Raw genomic sequence first — 15,967 nt, forward strand, 5'->3', positions numbered from 1 at the left:
CTTTTTATTTATTCTGAGACGAAAAAAAAGGCACTGGAGCGCAACGAGAAACTCTTTGAATTGAAAGCTACCCAGGCCACTCAGGCGTTGGAATTGCGCATGCGTGACTATATGCAGATCCTGGTGGGTGCCAAGGCTCTTTTTGTGGCCTCCGACACAGTGACCCGCGAAGACTGGGAGCAGTACTACAGCACACTCAAGCTTGAAGAAAACTACCCCGGCATTCAGGGAATAGGCTATGCCCATTTTGTAAAGCCCAATGAGCTGCCTGCTCATGTTTCCCGCCTCGTAATGAAGGCTTTAAAGACTTTGCCATTCGTCCGGTAGGCCAGCGGCTATCTACACTTCCATTATTTACCTGGAACCCTTGATACGCGTAATCAGCGTGCCATTGGCTTCGATATGTTTAGTGACTCAGTGAGGCGCTCGGCTATGCAAATGGCCCGCGACACCCGCAAGCCTGCCATGTCGGGCAAGGTGAGGCTGGTGCAGGAGACAGGCGTGGATGAGCAATCTGGGTTTCTGATTTACCTGCCCATCTACCAGAACAATGCCGAGCCCGAGGCTATAAAGGAGCGGCAGCGGCTGATCGAGGGTTTTGTGTACAGCCCTTTCCGGGCCAAAGACCTGATGATGGCCATCTGGGGGAGCAACTTTAATGACCTGGATATTGAGGTATACGATGGCAATAACTTAGGGGAGAATGACGTGCTTTACAGCACAGGCGAGGAGCTGTATTTTCATGCAAATAAAAAGCGTGAGCTTGACATGCTCAGCACACTGAGTATAGGCAATCATACCTGGCGCGTGTATTGCTCTGCCAAGCCGTCGTTTGTGCGCTCTGCCGATACGGAGCTGCCTTACTTTATTTTGCTGGGCGGTACGATCATCAGTTTGCTCATGTTCTTCATTATATGGTCGCTCATCAACACACGCCGTTCCAACAGCCTTAAGCAGACTATTACCGACAATGCTACTGCCGCGCTGTTTATCATCGACTCAAACGGCAACTGTACTTTCATGAACCCGGCCGCTGAGGAAATGACCGGCTACGATTTTAAGGAGGTGCAAAACAGATCGTTGCATAAGATGGTGCATCATAGCAGGCCAGACGGCTCACATTACCCAGCAGCTGAGTGCCCGCTTCGTAACGCCCTCCACAACCGAAAGCTGAAGCAGGTATACGACGAAGTGTTTATCCGGAAGGATGGAAGTTTCTTTGATGTGTCTTGCTCGGTGCATCCGATTGAGGACGGAAGCAGGGATGCTTATGCCATTATTGAAGTACGTGACATCACAGAAGAGAAAAGAGCCCAGCAAGCTATTATCGAGAGCGAGGCCCGCTTCCGCACCATGGCCGACAATGCCCCGGTAATGATCAGCATACTGGATATCTGGAAGCAGAGTGTGTATGTGAACAAGCAGTGGCTCGACTTTACAGGCCGCACCTTCGAAGACAGTATAAACTTCGGTTGGCAGCAGGTAATTCACCCGCAGGATGTTGCTGCATTTGAGGAGCAGTATAACCAGGCGCAGGCTTCGGAGGCCGGTTTCAGAGCTGAGGTCCGCATGCGCCGTTATGACGGTCAGTACCGCTGGATGGTAGCGACCTGCACGCCTCGCTTTGGTGCCGATGGCGACTTCCTGGGATATATCAGCTCAACCATCGACATCACCGATATAAAAGAAGCGGACCGCAAGGTGAAGCAGAATGCAGAGCTTCTGCAAAAGCTATTCGTTGAAGTACCTGCGCTGGTGGGGCTGGTACGGGCTTCAGACAAGCAATATCTGTTAGCCAACCCGCTTTACCGCAAGCTCTTCGGTAACCGCTTATTAGTAGGCAAAACGCTGCGTGAAGCCCATGCAGAGCTGGCATACCAGGGTATACTGGAAGAAATAGACCAGGTATTCAGTACCGGCACCCATTACGTGGGCAAGGAAGTGCCGCTTATTATTGACCGGCATAACGACGGCAAACTTACCCAGAGCTACTTCAACATGGTGATACAGCCGCTCATGGACGCCAAAGGCAAGCCAGAGGCAGTGCTCATTTTCGCGGTGGAGGTAACGGAACTGGTTAAGGCCCGCACGAAACTGGTATCGACAAATGAGGAGCTGAGCCTCAAAAACATGGAGCTGCTGCGCACCAACAATGACCTGGATAACTTTGTCTATACTGCCTCGCATGACTTGAAGTCTCCTATCGCTAACATGGAAGGACTATCGAACATGCTGCGAGATATACTGGAAGGCAAGCTGGAGAGCGAAGACAAGCAGTTGCTGGATATGCTGGCTGAGGCGATCGACAAGCTAAAGCGCACAATTACCGACCTGGCTGAAATCACCAAAGTGCAGAAAGGCCTACACGCCAAAGTAGAGCCGCTGTCGTTTGAGCAAGTGCTACAGGACGTGATGCTGGATATTGACAGCCTGATAAAGGAATCCAATGCGAAGGTAGAGGTTGATTTTCAGATGAAAGATCTGCTCTATGCCCGTAAAAACCTGCGAAGCATCATTTACAACCTGATGTCGAATGCGATAAAATACCGCAAGGCCGAGGTTACTCCGGAGGTGCGCATCAGCACATACCTGGAGGATGGTTATGTAGTACTGCAGGTGCAGGATAATGGACTAGCATCAAAAAAGGCCAGGAGCACAAGCTGTTCGATATGTTTAAGCGCCTGCACAACCATGTGGAGGGTACGGGTATAGGTCTGTATATTGTGAAGCGCATCATCGAAAACAACGGTGGTCGCATAGAAGTAGAAAGTGAGCTAGGCCAGGGTACTACCTTCCGGGTATACTTTAAGCAGGTGCCGGTGCAAGCGCCCTTGCAGTCACAGCAGGTATAGCTTTCAGAATCATTTTAAGAACAAGCCAGCTCTGAGCAAAAGGGCTGCATAGGTATAAAGCGGAATGGCTAAGATTAAAACTTCATATTTCTGCCAGAACTGCGGGGCGCAGTCGGCCAAGTGGATCGGCAAATGCCCTGCCTGTGGCGAGTGGAACACCTACGTGGAGGAAGTGGTGCAGCGTGAAGAACTTACCCCTTCCAGTGTCTGGAAAGTGGGCAATACCAGCAGCTCGGCGCAGGTGGCCAATAAGCCCAAGCCAATTGCTGACATCAGCTACCAGGAGCAGCAGCGTATCCAGACGGTGGACCAGGAACTGAACCGGGTACTGGGCGGCGGCATTGTGCCGGGCTCTATGGTACTTATAGGCGGCGAGCCAGGTATAGGCAAGTCTACGCTGATGTTGCAGATCGCCCTGAGTCTGACGGGGCTGCGAGTGCTTTATGTAAGCGGTGAGGAAAGCGAACACCAGATCAAAATGCGGGCTGAGCGCCTCAATGCACAGACCTCTGACTGCTTTATCCTGACCGAAACAGGCACGCAGAACATTTTTAAGCAAATAGAGCAATTGCGTCCGCAAGTACTCATCATTGACTCCATCCAGACGCTGCACTCCTCATTTATAGAGGCCGGGGCCGGCAGTGTGAGTCAGGTACGCGAGTGCACGGCTGAGCTGCTCAAGTTCGCCAAAGAAAGCGGCACACCGGTCTTTCTGATCGGCCACATCACCAAAGAAGGCAACCTGGCAGGGCCAAAGATACTGGAGCACATGGTAGACACCGTGCTGACGTTTGAAGGCGACCGTCATATGACCTACCGTATCCTGCGCACCTCCAAAAACCGCTTCGGCTCTACCTCGGAGTTGGGAATCTACGAAATGCTGGGCACAGGCCTGCGCGAAGTGAGCAACCCATCCGAGATCCTGATCTCGCAGCGGGAGGATGCTTTCAGCGGCATCGCCATTGGTGCCACGCTGGAAGGTAACCGACCGTTACTGATTGAGGTGCAGAGCCTCGTAACGCCTGCCACCTACGGTACGCCGCAACGCACCAGCACCGGTTTTGATGGCAAGCGCCTTAACATGCTACTGGCTGTGTTGGAGAAGCGCGGTGGGTATAGACTGGGTACGCAGGACGTATTCTTAAACATAGCCGGAGGTCTTAAAGTAGAGGATCCGGCACTTGACCTGGCCGTGTGCGCCTCCATCCTCTCCTCTTTCGAAGACATCGCCATACCTAGCACTTCATGTTTTGCAGCGGAAGTAGGCCTAGGTGGCGAAGTAAGAGCTGTCAACCGCATTGAGAACCGCATTACAGAAGCAGAAAAGCTTGGCTTCCGGGACATTTACATCTCTAAATACAACAAGAAGGGAGTGGATCTGAGCAAATTCTCTATCAACGTGCATGCTTTTGGACGATTAGAAGAAGTGTTCGCTTCACTCTTCGGTTAGAATTGTGCTTTAAACAGGAAGTAGTTCTATCTTTCGTATAATTTCAAGGGCAGTATTGGGAATTGGAATTTTAATCTATAAAATTAATGTTCAGTGCGTTAACTGGAATTTTCGGGCCATGAACGGCAAGCCGAAAATAGAAGCAAGTTGGACTGAAAATTAGATTTTATAAGACACCTCTACCCGCTGTACCTATGAAACGTATGCTTATACTGTTGCTGGCATGTATGCTGGCAACCCATTCCTTGTTGGCTCAAGGTACCGTTACGATTACGGGCAAAGTTCAAAAAGGCCAGGAGGATGATATCTTCATCGCCTCTCTCCCATCTTTATTATTTCCGGAAGAACAGCGCACGTTTGCTGAAATCAATAATGGGCGTTTCAGGCTTGAGCTGCCTGTTGGCAAGCCCCTTACAGTAGAGCTGGTATACGGCAACGAATCAGCTCCACTATACCTGGAGCCGGGCTTTGAGCTACAAGTAACGTTTACTGCCGGCAAAATGCTCAAAACGCTGAAATACAGCGGACAGGGTGCGAACGAAAACAACTACCTGACCCTGCATGCCTATCGTTTCGATGAAGAGGAGGACTACCAGACCCTGCCCGACAATGTAAAGCTATCAGAGATAGAGTTTCTGCAGTTTCTGGATTATCGTAAAGAAGATCAGCTGGCCATTTTTGAGAAGAAAATATCAGCGAAGCCAGTAAGCGAGTATTTCAGGCAACTCATACTGGCTGAGATTGACTACAGCTACGCCAATGACCGCCTCACCTTTTTTAATATGCGCGAGCTGATGAGGCTGCCGGTACAGCTTAGTCCTTCTACAAGCTACTTCGACTTCCTGCAGGAACTGGACATGGAGCAGCCGGCGAATCTGGAGGCCATCAGTTTTCCAGCCTTTCTGCGCAATTACATTAAGTTTATAGGAGAGCAAGCCCAGCTGGAAGCGGGCGACATACATTATTATAAAAAGGCATACGAGCAGGTAAGCCATACCTTACAGGGGCAGGCGCGGGTAATGGCGCAGGCATATCTTATACGTCAGTCGCTGCAGCAGGGCAATGTGCTGCATGTGCCTGCCATGCTGCAGGACTTCCGCCAACACATAGCTGTGGCTGATGTGTACGCCACATTGTTGCAGCAGTACGAAAGCCACCCGGGCTTAGGTATAGGCAGTGCGGCTCCAGGCTTTAGCCTGCAGGACATAAACGGGCAGTTGGTGTCGCTCAGCGATTTTAAAGGAAAGATTGTATACCTGAGCTTTTGGCGTACTGATTGCGGTCTGTGCATGGTAGAGCAACCGCATGCGCAGGAACTGGCCCGGAAGCTGCAGCCTCATGATGTAGTGCTCATCAACATTGGGGTGGATGATAATGAGCAGGCCTGGCGCAATGTAGTGCAGTCGAGAGGCTTTGGAGGGGTACAGCTATACCTGCGGGGCCAAGGCAATGATCTGGCCCGTCAGTATGGCCTCAAAGATGTGCCGGCTTACTTCCTGATAGACGAGGACGGCACGATCCTGAGCACAAAGCCCCGTCGCCCCATAGACCGTGAAGCCGAAAAGGAAATCCTGCAGCATGTCATGAGTAACAGAGCCTCCCGCAGGTAATAGCTATACCTGACTACATACAACGCCGCCTATGTTCACAAGCATGGGCGGCGTTCTTTTTAGGTCCATTGCCTCCGTTTCTGAAGGCATCAATAACCGTGTATTTGTTTAGTGCGTAATTAAAGCCTAACCCCTTTATGCAAGGGGGTGATAGAAAGGAATTGATTGTTTGAGATATCCTTATTCATTTAACAGCTAGAAAAATATGGCATTAATCAACAAAAGTGACATTGAGAAGCTTCTCAATGTTCAGAACAACACGAAAGACGCACTTTGCATCTCTATCTACATACCTACGCACCGAGCTGGCCACGAGACACTGAACGGTCAGGACCACACACTGTTCAAAAACAAACTGAAAGAAGCCCGCGCACTACTGGCAAGGCACGATGTGGCCGATGCTGAAATTGACGCCTACATGAAGCCCGCCGAAGAACTGCTGAATGACACCGGTTTCTGGCGTCATCAGTCTGAAGGCCTGGCTGTGTTTATCACCAAAGGCTTCTCGGCGCACTATACCCTGCCAATCACGATGCCGGATGTGGTGTACGTGCTCGACCAGTTCTACTTCACGCCTATGCTCCCGATCCTGAGCCAGAACGGTCGCTTCTTCATCCTGTCGCTCTACCGTGAGCGCATCGGATTCTACGAGGCTACAATCGACCGCATCCGCCAGATCGATATCAGTGCATTTGCGCCAGAGAGCATGAATGAAGCTCTGAAGTTCACGATTAAAGGTAACGATCAGGATTTCCATCACTCCACTACGACCGTGAACGGATCGAACATCGTGCATGGCGCCGGTGCTGTAAAAGGCGACGATGAGCATGATGAAGTGCGTGAGTTTATACATGAGATCGATAATAGCCTGCAGGAAATTCTGCACAACGCTACAGAGCCACTGGTGCTGGCAGGTGTGGACCACTACTGCGCCCTGTTCCGCAAGTACAGCAAGTACAAGCACATCGTACCGCAGAACATTAACCTGAATGAAACAGCTGCGGGTATGAGTCCGCAGACCATACACGAGAAGGCGCTGGATGTGATGAAACCGCTGATGCAGCAGAGCCACACCGACTCACTGAGCCGCTACGAAAACGTGGCCGGAACCGGCGTAACCTCTGAGGACATTGCCACTGTGGCTGCCGAGGCCGTGCATGGCCGTGTAGACACGCTGTTCATAGCGCCAAGCAGCCCGGTGTGGGGACGCTACGATGCCAAGAGCGCCGTGCAGAGGTGCACAAAGACTACCAGCGCGGCGACGACGACCTGATCAACCTGGCAGCTATCAAGACGCTGGCGCAGGGTGGCAAGGTATACGTAAGCAGCTACAACGGCCTGTCAGAGGCAGGCGATGATAATGGTAGCGTAAAAGCGCTCTTCCGTTACTAAGCGAACCTTATTTTTGGCCGTTAGCGCCATAAAGTATAATTTAGTGGGGCAGCCTTTGTGGGCTGCCCTTTCTTTTGCATACCTATACATGAAGCTGCACCTCTCTGATAAGCTCAATTTCCTGTCGAAACTAACGCCACTGCGTGTGCTAAACGCCCTGCAGGTGGCAGGCAGCTACTGGTATGCGAGGACTTCGCGCAAAGCCGTGCACTGGGGTGATCCGCTCAGCATCTCGTTTGAGCCGACCACTTCCTGCAACCTGCGTTGCCCCGAGTGCCCGAGTGGGCTCCGCTCATTCACCAGGCCCACGGGTATGCTGCAGGCCGATCTGTTCAAAGAGACCATCGACCAGTTGCATAAGCGCCTGTTATACCTGATCTTTTACTTTCAGGGAGAGCCCTACCTGCACAAACAGTTTCTGGAGCTTGTTAAATACGCATCTGATAAAGGCATCTATACCGCCACATCTACCAACGCCCACTTCCTAGATAGCGACACAGCCCGCAAAACTGTGGAGTCAGGACTGGACCGCCTGATCGTGTCCATAGACGGCACCACACAGGATACTTATGCCGCCTACCGTGTGGGAGGCAAACTCGATAAGGTGCTGGAAGGAACTAGGCAGGTCGTGAAGTGGAAAAAAGAACTGAAGTCACGCACACCGCATATCATGTTCCAGTTCCTGGTGGTGCGGCCCAATGAGCACCAGATTTCGGAGGTGCAGGCGCTGGCCGACGAACTCGGCGTGGACGAAGTCGTATTTAAGACGGCGCAGATCTACGATTATGAGCAGGGCTCGCCGCTTATACCTACCATCGACTATTACTCCAGGTATAGGAATAACGGTGACGGCAGTTACTCCATCAAAAACAAGTTGCTGAACCAGTGCTGGAAGATGTGGCACTCCTGTGTCATCACCTGGGATGGGTTGGTAGTACCCTGCTGCTTCGATAAGGACGCTGAGTACCGCATGGGAGACGTGAAAGCGCAAAGTTTCCGGCAGGTATGGCGCAGCCCGGGGTATAACCAATTCCGGAGATCGCTGTTACAGTCACGGGAAGAAATAGAAATGTGCCGCAACTGCACCGAGGGCACACGGGTATGGGCCTAAGCTGTACCTGACGATCATGTAGAACATTAAATACCGTATATGAACGACATTAACAAAGCGATTGAGTTACTGCTAAGTAAGCTGGAAGGCTGGGGCGAGCACTTGATTTTGATGCTGCCGAACATTGTTGTGGCAGTTATCCTCCTGATAATCACATTTATAGTTGCTCGCTTTATCCGTAATGGGCTCGATAAGGTGATTGGCCGCATCTCACACAGCGCAGCACTCAACAATCTGATATCTACTATACTATACCTGGCTTTGTTAGCCGTCGGCTTCTTCTTTGTGCTCAGTGTGCTGCAGCTCGACAGGGTGGTTATCTCCTTGCTGGCTGGTGTGGGTATCATTGGTCTGGCCCTGGGTTTTGCCTTTCAGGATATTGCCGCCAACTTCATCTCAGGCATTATCATTGCCGTGCAGAAGCCTTTCGGGGTAGGCGATATGATTGAGACCAATGATTATTTTGGAGTGATTGAGCGGGTGTCCCTGCGCACGCTGGATATCCGAAAGCCTTCAGGTGAGCTGGTGAAGCTGCCTAACAAAATGGTGTTTGAGAACCCGGTAACTAATTATTCAAGTAGCGGCATCCGACGTCTTGACCTGGACGTGGGCGTGTCGTATGGCGAAGATCTGGAAAAGGTGCAGCAAATTGTGATAGAAGCGCTACAGGATGTAAAAAACCGAGTGAAGACCCGCGACGTGGAAGTGATGTACGATGCGTTTAATGACAGTTCGATCGACTTTAAAGCCCGCTTTTGGATATCTTATTCCCGGCAGATAGATTTTGTGTCGGCTAAAAGTGATGCGATCATCAAGATCAAGAAGGCTTTTGATGCGAACGATATCATGATTCCATTCCCGATCAGGACACTCGATTTCGGCATAAAAGGCGGCGAGAAGCTAAACGAGCATTTGGAAGACTTGCAGGCCCAGATGAAGAATGGCCGTAATATGTCAGATAATTAGGTATAGCAAATACTGCAGTTAAAACAGAAAGGGCCGATCAATCGGCCCTTTCTGTTTTATTTGTCTTTTTTATCGAGGTTCTTGCCAAGGTCTTCTACTTGCTTCAGGAAGTTGTCTACCTTCTCGTCGGCATAAGGGCCGTAAGAGTTAGAAATCGTGCCGCGCAGGCCATTGTTGGTTTCTACAGCATACAATATCGACATGTCATCCGGGTCACTTTCACCTTCGAAGCGGTAAAAGTCCACGATGCGTACCTGGTCTGGTCCAAAAGTGTGCTTGTCCTCCATGGTGCAAAGCGTGCCTTCACCCGATACTTTAAAGTCATAGGTATAGCCATCTTTGCGGAGGCGGTTGAGCACATTGACCAGGGATCTTTCTTCTACTTTATCTTGCATAGCGTATAGTTTTAAGGGATGTTCTGTTAAGTATAGAACTATACGCAAAATCAGGCAATGGATACGAAAAAGGGACTGGAATAATTCAGGGGCCGGCTCCGGGAGGTATACATCAGCGTAAAAATAGCCAACTAAACCATAGTAAGGTATGGGGGCTATACCTACGGATGCAGGTGAGGCGTTAAGCCAAAAACCGAGTAGCGGGAATAAGGGAAGCTACACCGCCTTCTTGTCGAGTTCTTTTTGAATTTTGCTGAAGTCGATGGCTGAGCAGCTGCCGCAGCCTTTGGCGCAGCCGGCGTTCTTGTTTGGCATGAAACTTCGGTAAATTACCCAGCCCATGTAGCCTACTGCCACTGCGAATATCAGGAAAATGATGATTTGCTGTACCATATCGTTCTGCTCTATCAACTATACAAAGATACAAAAAGTTTAGGTCCGTTCCTGATTTTAACCCAAAGACGAAAGGAGTTCGCTAAAAGGACTTTTTCTACAGCTCCATCGGCTTAAAAATCAGGGCAGTTGTTCTTTCCAGTGCTCGGCGATGGTGTCGAGCATTTCCTGATGGATGTTGCCGTTGCTGGCCACAATTTCGCGGCCAAAAATATAGTCGCCCCCAGCCGTGAATTTAGAGACATGGCCACCCGCCTCTTGCACGATAATAGCGCCTCCTGCCACATCCCAGGCGTTCAGGTTGTATTCGAAGAATCCTTCAAAACGTCCTGCTGCCACATAAGCCAGGTCCAGCGCGGCAGAGCCAAGCCTGCGTACCCCATGCGACTTGCCCATAAAGGCACCCAGTACCTGCAGGTACTGCTGCGTGAGCCCAAACTCATAGTAGGGGAATCCTGTGGCAATGAGCGAATCTCTTAAGCCTTCTGCTGGCGAAACCTGGATGGGGTTGTCATTTAAGAACGCACCGTTGCCCTTTGTCGCATAAAAGCACTCGTCTTTGTTCACTTCATATACAATGCCTAGCACCACCTCATCGCCATCCAGCAGTGCTACGCTAACAGAGTACAGTGGCAGACCGTGGGTGAAGTTGGTGGTGCCGTCCAGCGGGTCGATAATCCAGTTGAAGCGTTCGCCACGGGTGTTGTCCGTTTCCTCCTCCGTTATAAAACCCGCCTCTGGCAACAGGTTGCGCAATGCCTCTACCAGCTGCTGCTCAGCCTCCTTATCCACGTAGGACACCAGGTTATTGAAGCCCTTGAGCTCTACCCTACCCCTGTCAAAGTTCCCGGCTTCATGCTTGATGAAGGCGCCTACTTTTTTGACGATGATATTGGCATTATGGCAAAGTTGCTGCAAGTTCATATACGCTCTTTGATTTTAGGGTTTGTGTTGCTGATCACTGCCGGTTGTCGGGCAGCCCAAACCGTATACGCGGCTCTTACAAGGAGGGCTAAAGCGATCGGGAAAACTGCGGCATGTAACTGCTGTGGCCACACCAACCACAATAAAAGTGTGATGATAGCCAGCGCAGCCGTCACCAGCATGTACTTCTGTAGCCAGCCCGGCAGTACAGGCCTGGCCAGAAAAGCTGCGGCTACAACATGGGTAGGTAGTGCCCAAAGCAGGTTAAAGTTATTCGCAGCTGCCTGGTGGTCAGTGGCAAACCACAGTAGGAACAGCAGCACACCCAGTAGACCTGTAATCAGGAACAGGAACACATCAAACGTACGGCTGCGCTTGCGGCGCTTGTAATCGAGCACGGTGATGGCCAGTACAAGGCCAAAAAACAGCCACCACACCAATATAGGGTTAAACAGGCTGCCAGCTGAGGCCGGCATCGGAGTATTCTGGAAAATGACCTGCGGCTCTCCTACCAAAGGCACCTGCTGTCCGTTTTGCTGGATCGTGGCGCTGGCAAATCCCTCTGAAAGATAATCGGGCAGGAACATGTACTCGTAAGGCGTGGCTGTGCGATCGATGGGCGCTCCCAAGGCCAGGTCGATGCCAAAGTCGGACCAGGGCTGCGGTGGCAGGTATAGGTCGATCAGGTTGCGGAAGCTCATGTCCTGATCAAGATGCTCCACATTAAAAGCCACCTGGTTCGGGAAAGTAGCTTCTATGCCATCGCGGATACGGGTGGCACAGTTGTCGAAAAAGAAGTCGTAGAGGTAAAAGCGGTTTTCGGGCAGGTAATTGTTTGTCAGAAACTGCCAGTACTGCTGTTTCTGCGCTTCCGTGAAGTTCATCTCCTGCTCATAAATAGAGCGATTGTCCAGGGTATAGCTGTAGGCGAAATCCTGGAAGTAGGCGATGGAGAGCTTGTAGTTGAGCTTGCCGCGGATGAACTTGATGTAGAAGCCCGGCTCGTTGAAATCGAAGGTACCGTAGTTGAATACGATGTCCATACCTGAGGCAGGATCATTGACGCGCACAGCGCTGTGCCCGAAGATGGCATAGAGTTCATCGCCTGGCGAGCAGGTGATCAGGCTGATTCTGGCCTCAGGAGACAAACGGGTGCCCTCAAACTGCGCCTTCGCCTGCACGGCAAAAAGCAGCAACATCAAAATCAGTGAAAGCTTTTTAAGGTATAGCTTCATAAATTTAATCGTATTCAGTTTACTTTGCTCCCGCCCCGGAAACGACCACTACAAACTCACCCTTAATTGCCTTGGTGGTGAAAATCTCAATCAGCTCGTCGAGTGTACCGTTCACAGTTTCTTCAAACATCTTCGAGATTTCACGTGAAACAGAAGCCATGCGTTCGCCGCCGAAGTACTCCTTAAACTGCGTGAGGGTCTTGAGCAGGCGGTGCGGGGACTCATAGAAAATCATGGTCCGCTCCTCCTCTGCCAGGCTGATCAGGCGCGTCTGGCGTCCTTTTTTCAAAGGCAGGAAACCCTCGAAGGTGAAGCGGTCGGTGCTGAAGCCTGATTTAACCAAGGCTGGCACAAAGGCGGTTGCGCCAGGGAGGCACTCTACTTTAAGGTCAGCCTTGAGGCATTCGCGCACGAGCAGGAAGCCAGGGTCAGAAATCCCAGGTGTACCGGCATCCGAGATCAATGCCATTACTTCGCCTGCCTTCATGCGATCCACCAGATGGGCGCTGGCTTTGTGTTCGTTGTGCAAGTGGTGGCTGTGCATGCGCTTCTCTATACCTAAGTGCTGCAATAGTTTGCCGCTGGTGCGCGTGTCTTCGGCCAGTATAACGTCCACTTCCTTCAGTATGCGTATAGCCCGCAGCGTGATATCCTCCAGGTTGCCGATGGGGGTTGGCACCAGGTATAGGTTAGTTTTTTCAGGTTCCTGCATACAGCAAAGGTATTACTTAATTGTCGATTGTTAAGGACTGATTGCAGTGCCGGGGTATAAGCCAGCTCCTGACAGCAACTCTGATGACGCAGCCTCAGACCATCAGCTCGTCGTACAGCTGATCAATGCGCCGGGCCAGTTCCACATCCTTGTCAGTGACGGTATTGCCGGCATCGTGTGTTGTCAGTTCGATCTCCACTTTGTTGTATACATTGCTCCACCATGGGTGATGATTGAGCTCTTCAGCCACATCGGCCACATTGTTCATAAAAGTCATAGCCGCTCTGAAGTCTTTGAACTCAAAGCTGCGGGTGAGTTTATTATCTGTTTCTTTCCACATAATCCAGGGACATATTTTAAGGTATAAACGGCTGACTGCCTTGCAAGATACCGAGCTACGGTAACTAGGCCAAAAATGCAGGCGTATAGGTATGGACTGCAAGCACATTAAAACTATAAAAACTATGGCAAACAAACCAGAAGAAGTACCTGCCCAGAAACAGGAAGAGCAACCGGGCAAAGAACATAAAATGACGCCACAGCCGGAGTACATACGCGAAAACTACAAAGGCAGCGATAAGCTCAAAGGCAAGAAAGCCTGATTACAGGCGGTGATAGCGGCATAGGTCGTGCCGTGGCTGTGCACTTCGCCCGTGAAGGCGCGGATGTAGCCATCATATACCTGAACGAGGACAGAGACGCCAAAGACACCCTGCAACTTATAGAAAAGGAAGGCCGCAAAGGGGTGATCATTTCAGGTGATATCGGAGACGAAGCCTTCTGCAAAAAAGCTGTCCAGCAGGCTGTAAATGATCTTGGCGGGCTGGACATATTGGTGAACAACGCCGCAGAGCAGCACGAGCAGACAGATCTAAAGGACATATCGAAAGACCAGCTGCAACGTACTTTTAAGACAAACATCTTCTCGATGTTCTACATGACTAAAGCAGCTTTGGAGCACATGAAAGAAGGTAGCGCCATCGTAAACTCTACTTCCGTTACCTCCTACCGCGGTAGCCACCACCTCATGGATTATGCCTCTACCAAGGGGGCCATTACTTCCTTTACCCGCTCCCTGTCCTCTAACCTGGCAGAAAAGAAAATACGGGTGAATGCTGTGGCCCCAGGTCCAATCTGGACACCGCTTATACCTGCCTCATTTGATGAGAAGAAAGTAAAAGAGTTTGGCCAGAATGTGCCGCTTGGGCGTCCCGGGCAGCCATCGGAAGTAGCGCCGGCCTATGTTTTGCTGGCTTCTCAGGACGGATCCTATATAACCGGACAGGTGATCCATGTGAATGGCGGCGAACTGGTTGGAGGCTAATCTAACTAAACCATAGCGGCCGAAATGGAGTAAAAACAGGTATAGCTCTCAAGTGGAGCAAGATAAAGACACAACTATGGAAAATAAAGAAAACGATAAACACGCAGGAGAATCGCAGCACAGCGATGCAGCCAAAAACAGGCCGGTTCGCGTGATAGAGGACGATACGACAGATCAGGAATTTCGTGCGGGGCATATTATACCAGGTGCTGATCCGCCGAAGAACGAACACCAGCGCGGCGGCTTCGGTAACCGTGACGGCAAAGAGGGCTTCGGCAGCGATACTGCCTCCGAGGTCCGTCAGCCACCGGCGTCAATGACTTCGCCGACGACGGCACGCCACCGCCCGACAACATGCGTACCGAAGACGAAGGGCGCGGTACCTGATCATTATAATTGATTTTTAAAACAGGTATAGCTTCACTCAGGTAAAGACCTAGGTCGCTTGCCTTTTATTTTTAACTTAAATACAAGGAGACACATTATGCCATCATATAAGCATACCCAGCCCGGCGGGGCTGATTCAGGAAACCCAACAGGACGTGGTCAAAGCAAAGGTACTGGTGACAAACCGGTAGATCCGAATAGCACCCGTGCAGAGCGTGAAGACCTGGAAAATAAGTATACCGTGGACGATGCGGATGAAACAGGAGCCAATGTGCGCGTGAACAATCCGAACCGCAATCATCACAAACCAGGCTTAGACAACAACAAGTATAACTAATCAGAAAAACAGCTGAAAAGAATAGCACCTGCTCATGAAACAGGTGCTATTTTTTTAGCTGCTTCAAACCGATTCAGACCAGACGTACTCCCGCCATGGCCCGATACGCGATCAGTGACATACACGGCTGCGCCCGCACCTTCAAAACGCTCGTACTCGAGCAACTGCAACTCAAAAAAACCGATGAGCTATACCTGCTGGGCGACTACGTGAACAAAGGCCCCGACAGCAAAGGCGTGCTGGATTTTATCCTGCACCTCCAAAAACAGCACTACCAGGTGCACTGCCTGCGCGGCAATCATGACCAGATGCTGCTCAAAGCCGCTTCGAAAGGTGAGTCGGCTGTTAGTCTTTCGGCATCTGAAAAACAAATGGTGCTACATAACTTTGGCATGCACGATTTCAGGAAATTCCCCACCTATTACGCCAACTTCATTGATTCCCTCCCCTTCTACCTTGAATTACCCGACTACTTTCTGGTGCATGCCGGCTTCGACTTCCATCAGACCGACCTTTTTAGAGACAAAGAAGCCATGCTTAACATAAGGCACTACGAAGTCGATTGGGGCCGCCTCGACAATAAGAGGCTCCTGCACGGCCATACCCCCACACCCTTACATACAATCAAGAAAAGTGCTGCACATCAGGATGCCCGTATCAACCTCGATGCAGGCTGTGTGTACTACAAAAACGCAGCTTATGGCAACCTTGTAGCATTGGATTTAGATACTAATTTTTTGAATATTCAGTGCAATTTAGATCGTCCGTATATGGTTCGCAGAAAGAACTGATAATTAAATATTTAAATCATCATATAGCGTTTATTGAATCGAGAGATTAAGCGGATGAACAGATATAATTTAGTGCAATTTGTAAATT

General features: G+C 50.6%; 17 protein-coding genes and 2 pseudogenes. 13 read left to right on the forward strand and 6 right to left on the reverse strand.

Annotated features, from left to right (window positions below):
- Window positions 1–111 precede the first annotated feature (111 nt).
- The 9 genes and pseudogenes from O71_RS27480 to O71_RS16780 all read left to right on the forward strand — a co-directional run.
- Window positions 112–657: pseudogene (locus tag O71_RS27480) on the forward strand (CHASE domain-containing protein); the annotation flags it as partial.
- Between the two features lie 243 nt (window positions 658–900).
- Window positions 901–2,712 (forward strand): PAS domain S-box protein, encoded by a 1,812-nt coding sequence (locus O71_RS27485; protein ID WP_369750977.1) that lies wholly within the window; start codon window positions 901–903, stop codon window positions 2,710–2,712.
- A complete protein-coding gene (locus O71_RS22790; RefSeq protein ID WP_071530897.1) occupies window positions 2,670–2,852 on the forward strand; it encodes an ATP-binding protein in 183 nt (60 codons plus the stop codon). Before O71_RS27485 ends, O71_RS22790 begins: the two co-directional genes overlap by 43 nt.
- A 64-nt stretch (window positions 2,853–2,916) precedes the next feature.
- Entirely contained in the window at window positions 2,917–4,302 is a 1,386-nt protein-coding gene (gene radA, locus O71_RS16760; RefSeq protein WP_007659179.1) for a DNA repair protein RadA, read from the forward strand.
- A 194-nt stretch (window positions 4,303–4,496) separates the two neighbouring features.
- Window positions 4,497–5,912 carry a TlpA disulfide reductase family protein gene (locus tag O71_RS16765; protein WP_234986298.1) on the forward strand — a complete coding sequence of 472 codons (1,416 nt, stop codon included), beginning with the start codon at window positions 4,497–4,499 and terminating at the stop codon, window positions 5,910–5,912.
- 205 nt (window positions 5,913–6,117) lie between these two features.
- Window positions 6,118–7,185 carry a hypothetical protein gene (locus O71_RS16770; RefSeq protein WP_007659182.1) on the forward strand — a complete coding sequence of 356 codons (1,068 nt, stop codon included), beginning with the start codon at window positions 6,118–6,120 and terminating at the stop codon, window positions 7,183–7,185.
- Window positions 7,149–7,304 (forward strand): hypothetical protein, encoded by a 156-nt coding sequence (locus tag O71_RS24025; protein WP_155800976.1) that lies wholly within the window; start codon window positions 7,149–7,151, stop codon window positions 7,302–7,304. Before O71_RS16770 ends, O71_RS24025 begins: the two co-directional genes overlap by 37 nt.
- 88 nt (window positions 7,305–7,392) lie before the next feature.
- Entirely contained in the window at window positions 7,393–8,415 is a 1,023-nt protein-coding gene (locus O71_RS16775; protein ID WP_040574544.1) for an SPASM domain-containing protein, read from the forward strand.
- Window positions 8,416–8,454: 39 nt separating this feature from the next.
- On the forward strand, window positions 8,455–9,381 hold the full coding sequence (locus tag O71_RS16780; protein ID WP_007659184.1) for a mechanosensitive ion channel family protein: 927 nt from the start codon (window positions 8,455–8,457) through the stop codon (window positions 9,379–9,381).
- 56 nt (window positions 9,382–9,437) lie between these two features.
- Here the strand turns inward: O71_RS16780 and O71_RS16785 are convergent, their stop codons facing one another.
- The 6 genes from O71_RS16785 to O71_RS16810 form a co-directional block, all read right to left on the reverse strand.
- Window positions 9,438–9,776 carry a hypothetical protein gene (locus tag O71_RS16785; protein ID WP_007659185.1) on the reverse strand — a complete coding sequence of 113 codons (339 nt, stop codon included), beginning with the start codon at window positions 9,774–9,776 and terminating at the stop codon, window positions 9,438–9,440.
- 216 nt (window positions 9,777–9,992) lie between these two features.
- On the reverse strand, window positions 9,993–10,169 hold the full coding sequence (locus O71_RS16790; RefSeq protein ID WP_071530898.1) for a FeoB-associated Cys-rich membrane protein: 177 nt from the start codon (window positions 10,167–10,169) through the stop codon (window positions 9,993–9,995).
- Between the two features lie 120 nt (window positions 10,170–10,289).
- Window positions 10,290–11,093 carry an inositol monophosphatase family protein gene (locus O71_RS16795; RefSeq protein WP_007659187.1) on the reverse strand — a complete coding sequence of 268 codons (804 nt, stop codon included), beginning with the start codon at window positions 11,091–11,093 and terminating at the stop codon, window positions 10,290–10,292.
- Window positions 11,090–12,328 carry a DUF4105 domain-containing protein gene (locus O71_RS16800; protein ID WP_007659188.1) on the reverse strand — a complete coding sequence of 413 codons (1,239 nt, stop codon included), beginning with the start codon at window positions 12,326–12,328 and terminating at the stop codon, window positions 11,090–11,092. The genes O71_RS16795 and O71_RS16800 overlap by 4 nt, the downstream gene beginning before the upstream one ends.
- Before the next feature lie 19 nt (window positions 12,329–12,347).
- Complete coding sequence (rsmI, locus tag O71_RS16805; protein WP_007659189.1) at window positions 12,348–13,040, reverse strand: 16S rRNA (cytidine(1402)-2'-O)-methyltransferase; 693 nt, start codon at window positions 13,038–13,040, stop codon at window positions 12,348–12,350.
- Between the two features lie 94 nt (window positions 13,041–13,134).
- Complete coding sequence (locus O71_RS16810) at window positions 13,135–13,380, reverse strand: 4a-hydroxytetrahydrobiopterin dehydratase (RefSeq protein ID WP_007659191.1); 246 nt, start codon at window positions 13,378–13,380, stop codon at window positions 13,135–13,137.
- Window positions 13,381–13,471: 91 nt separating this feature from the next.
- Between O71_RS16810 and O71_RS16815 the strand changes: the two are divergent.
- From O71_RS16815 to O71_RS16830, 4 genes and pseudogenes are all read left to right on the forward strand, one after another.
- A pseudogene (locus O71_RS16815) lies at window positions 13,472–14,364 on the forward strand (SDR family oxidoreductase).
- Between the two features lie 76 nt (window positions 14,365–14,440).
- Entirely contained in the window at window positions 14,441–14,764 is a 324-nt protein-coding gene (locus O71_RS16820) for a hypothetical protein (protein ID WP_155800977.1), read from the forward strand.
- An 84-nt stretch (window positions 14,765–14,848) separates the two neighbouring features.
- The gene (locus O71_RS16825; protein ID WP_007659207.1) at window positions 14,849–15,088 is read left to right on the forward strand and encodes a hypothetical protein; all 240 of its coding nucleotides are present in this window, start codon (window positions 14,849–14,851) and stop codon (window positions 15,086–15,088) included.
- Window positions 15,089–15,183: 95 nt separating this feature from the next.
- A complete protein-coding gene (locus tag O71_RS16830; protein WP_007659209.1) occupies window positions 15,184–15,879 on the forward strand; it encodes a metallophosphoesterase family protein in 696 nt (231 codons plus the stop codon).
- The last annotated feature ends 88 nt before the right edge of the window (window positions 15,880–15,967 follow it).

This window comes from Pontibacter sp. BAB1700, from assembly GCF_000277005.1.
Lineage (GTDB): Bacteria > Bacteroidota > Bacteroidia > Cytophagales > Hymenobacteraceae > Pontibacter > Pontibacter lucknowensis.

What these genes read in the sequence shown, in the direction of transcription:
- O71_RS27485 (WP_369750977.1), top strand. Translation starts at nt 901, where the DNA reads ATGTTCTTCATTATATGGTCGCTCATCAACACACGCCGTTCCAACAGC.
- O71_RS22790 (WP_071530897.1), top strand. Translation starts at nt 2,670, where the DNA reads ATGTTTAAGCGCCTGCACAACCATGTGGAGGGTACGGGTATAGGTCTG.
- radA (WP_007659179.1), top strand. Translation starts at nt 2,917, where the DNA reads ATGGCTAAGATTAAAACTTCATATTTCTGCCAGAACTGCGGGGCGCAG.
- O71_RS16765 (WP_234986298.1), top strand. Translation starts at nt 4,497, where the DNA reads ATGAAACGTATGCTTATACTGTTGCTGGCATGTATGCTGGCAACCCAT.
- O71_RS16770 (WP_007659182.1), top strand. Translation starts at nt 6,118, where the DNA reads ATGGCATTAATCAACAAAAGTGACATTGAGAAGCTTCTCAATGTTCAG.
- O71_RS16775 (WP_040574544.1), top strand. Translation starts at nt 7,393, where the DNA reads ATGAAGCTGCACCTCTCTGATAAGCTCAATTTCCTGTCGAAACTAACG.
- O71_RS16780 (WP_007659184.1), top strand. Translation starts at nt 8,455, where the DNA reads ATGAACGACATTAACAAAGCGATTGAGTTACTGCTAAGTAAGCTGGAA.
- O71_RS16785 (WP_007659185.1), bottom strand. Translation starts at nt 9,776, where the DNA reads ATGCAAGATAAAGTAGAAGAAAGATCCCTGGTCAATGTGCTCAACCGC.
- O71_RS16790 (WP_071530898.1), bottom strand. Translation starts at nt 10,169, where the DNA reads ATGGTACAGCAAATCATCATTTTCCTGATATTCGCAGTGGCAGTAGGC.
- O71_RS16795 (WP_007659187.1), bottom strand. Translation starts at nt 11,093, where the DNA reads ATGAACTTGCAGCAACTTTGCCATAATGCCAATATCATCGTCAAAAAA.
- O71_RS16800 (WP_007659188.1), bottom strand. Translation starts at nt 12,328, where the DNA reads ATGAAGCTATACCTTAAAAAGCTTTCACTGATTTTGATGTTGCTGCTT.
- rsmI (WP_007659189.1), bottom strand. Translation starts at nt 13,040, where the DNA reads ATGCAGGAACCTGAAAAAACTAACCTATACCTGGTGCCAACCCCCATC.
- O71_RS16810 (WP_007659191.1), bottom strand. Translation starts at nt 13,380, where the DNA reads ATGTGGAAAGAAACAGATAATAAACTCACCCGCAGCTTTGAGTTCAAA.
- O71_RS16820 (WP_155800977.1), top strand. Translation starts at nt 14,441, where the DNA reads ATGGAAAATAAAGAAAACGATAAACACGCAGGAGAATCGCAGCACAGC.
- O71_RS16825 (WP_007659207.1), top strand. Translation starts at nt 14,849, where the DNA reads ATGCCATCATATAAGCATACCCAGCCCGGCGGGGCTGATTCAGGAAAC.
- O71_RS16830 (WP_007659209.1), top strand. Translation starts at nt 15,184, where the DNA reads ATGGCCCGATACGCGATCAGTGACATACACGGCTGCGCCCGCACCTTC.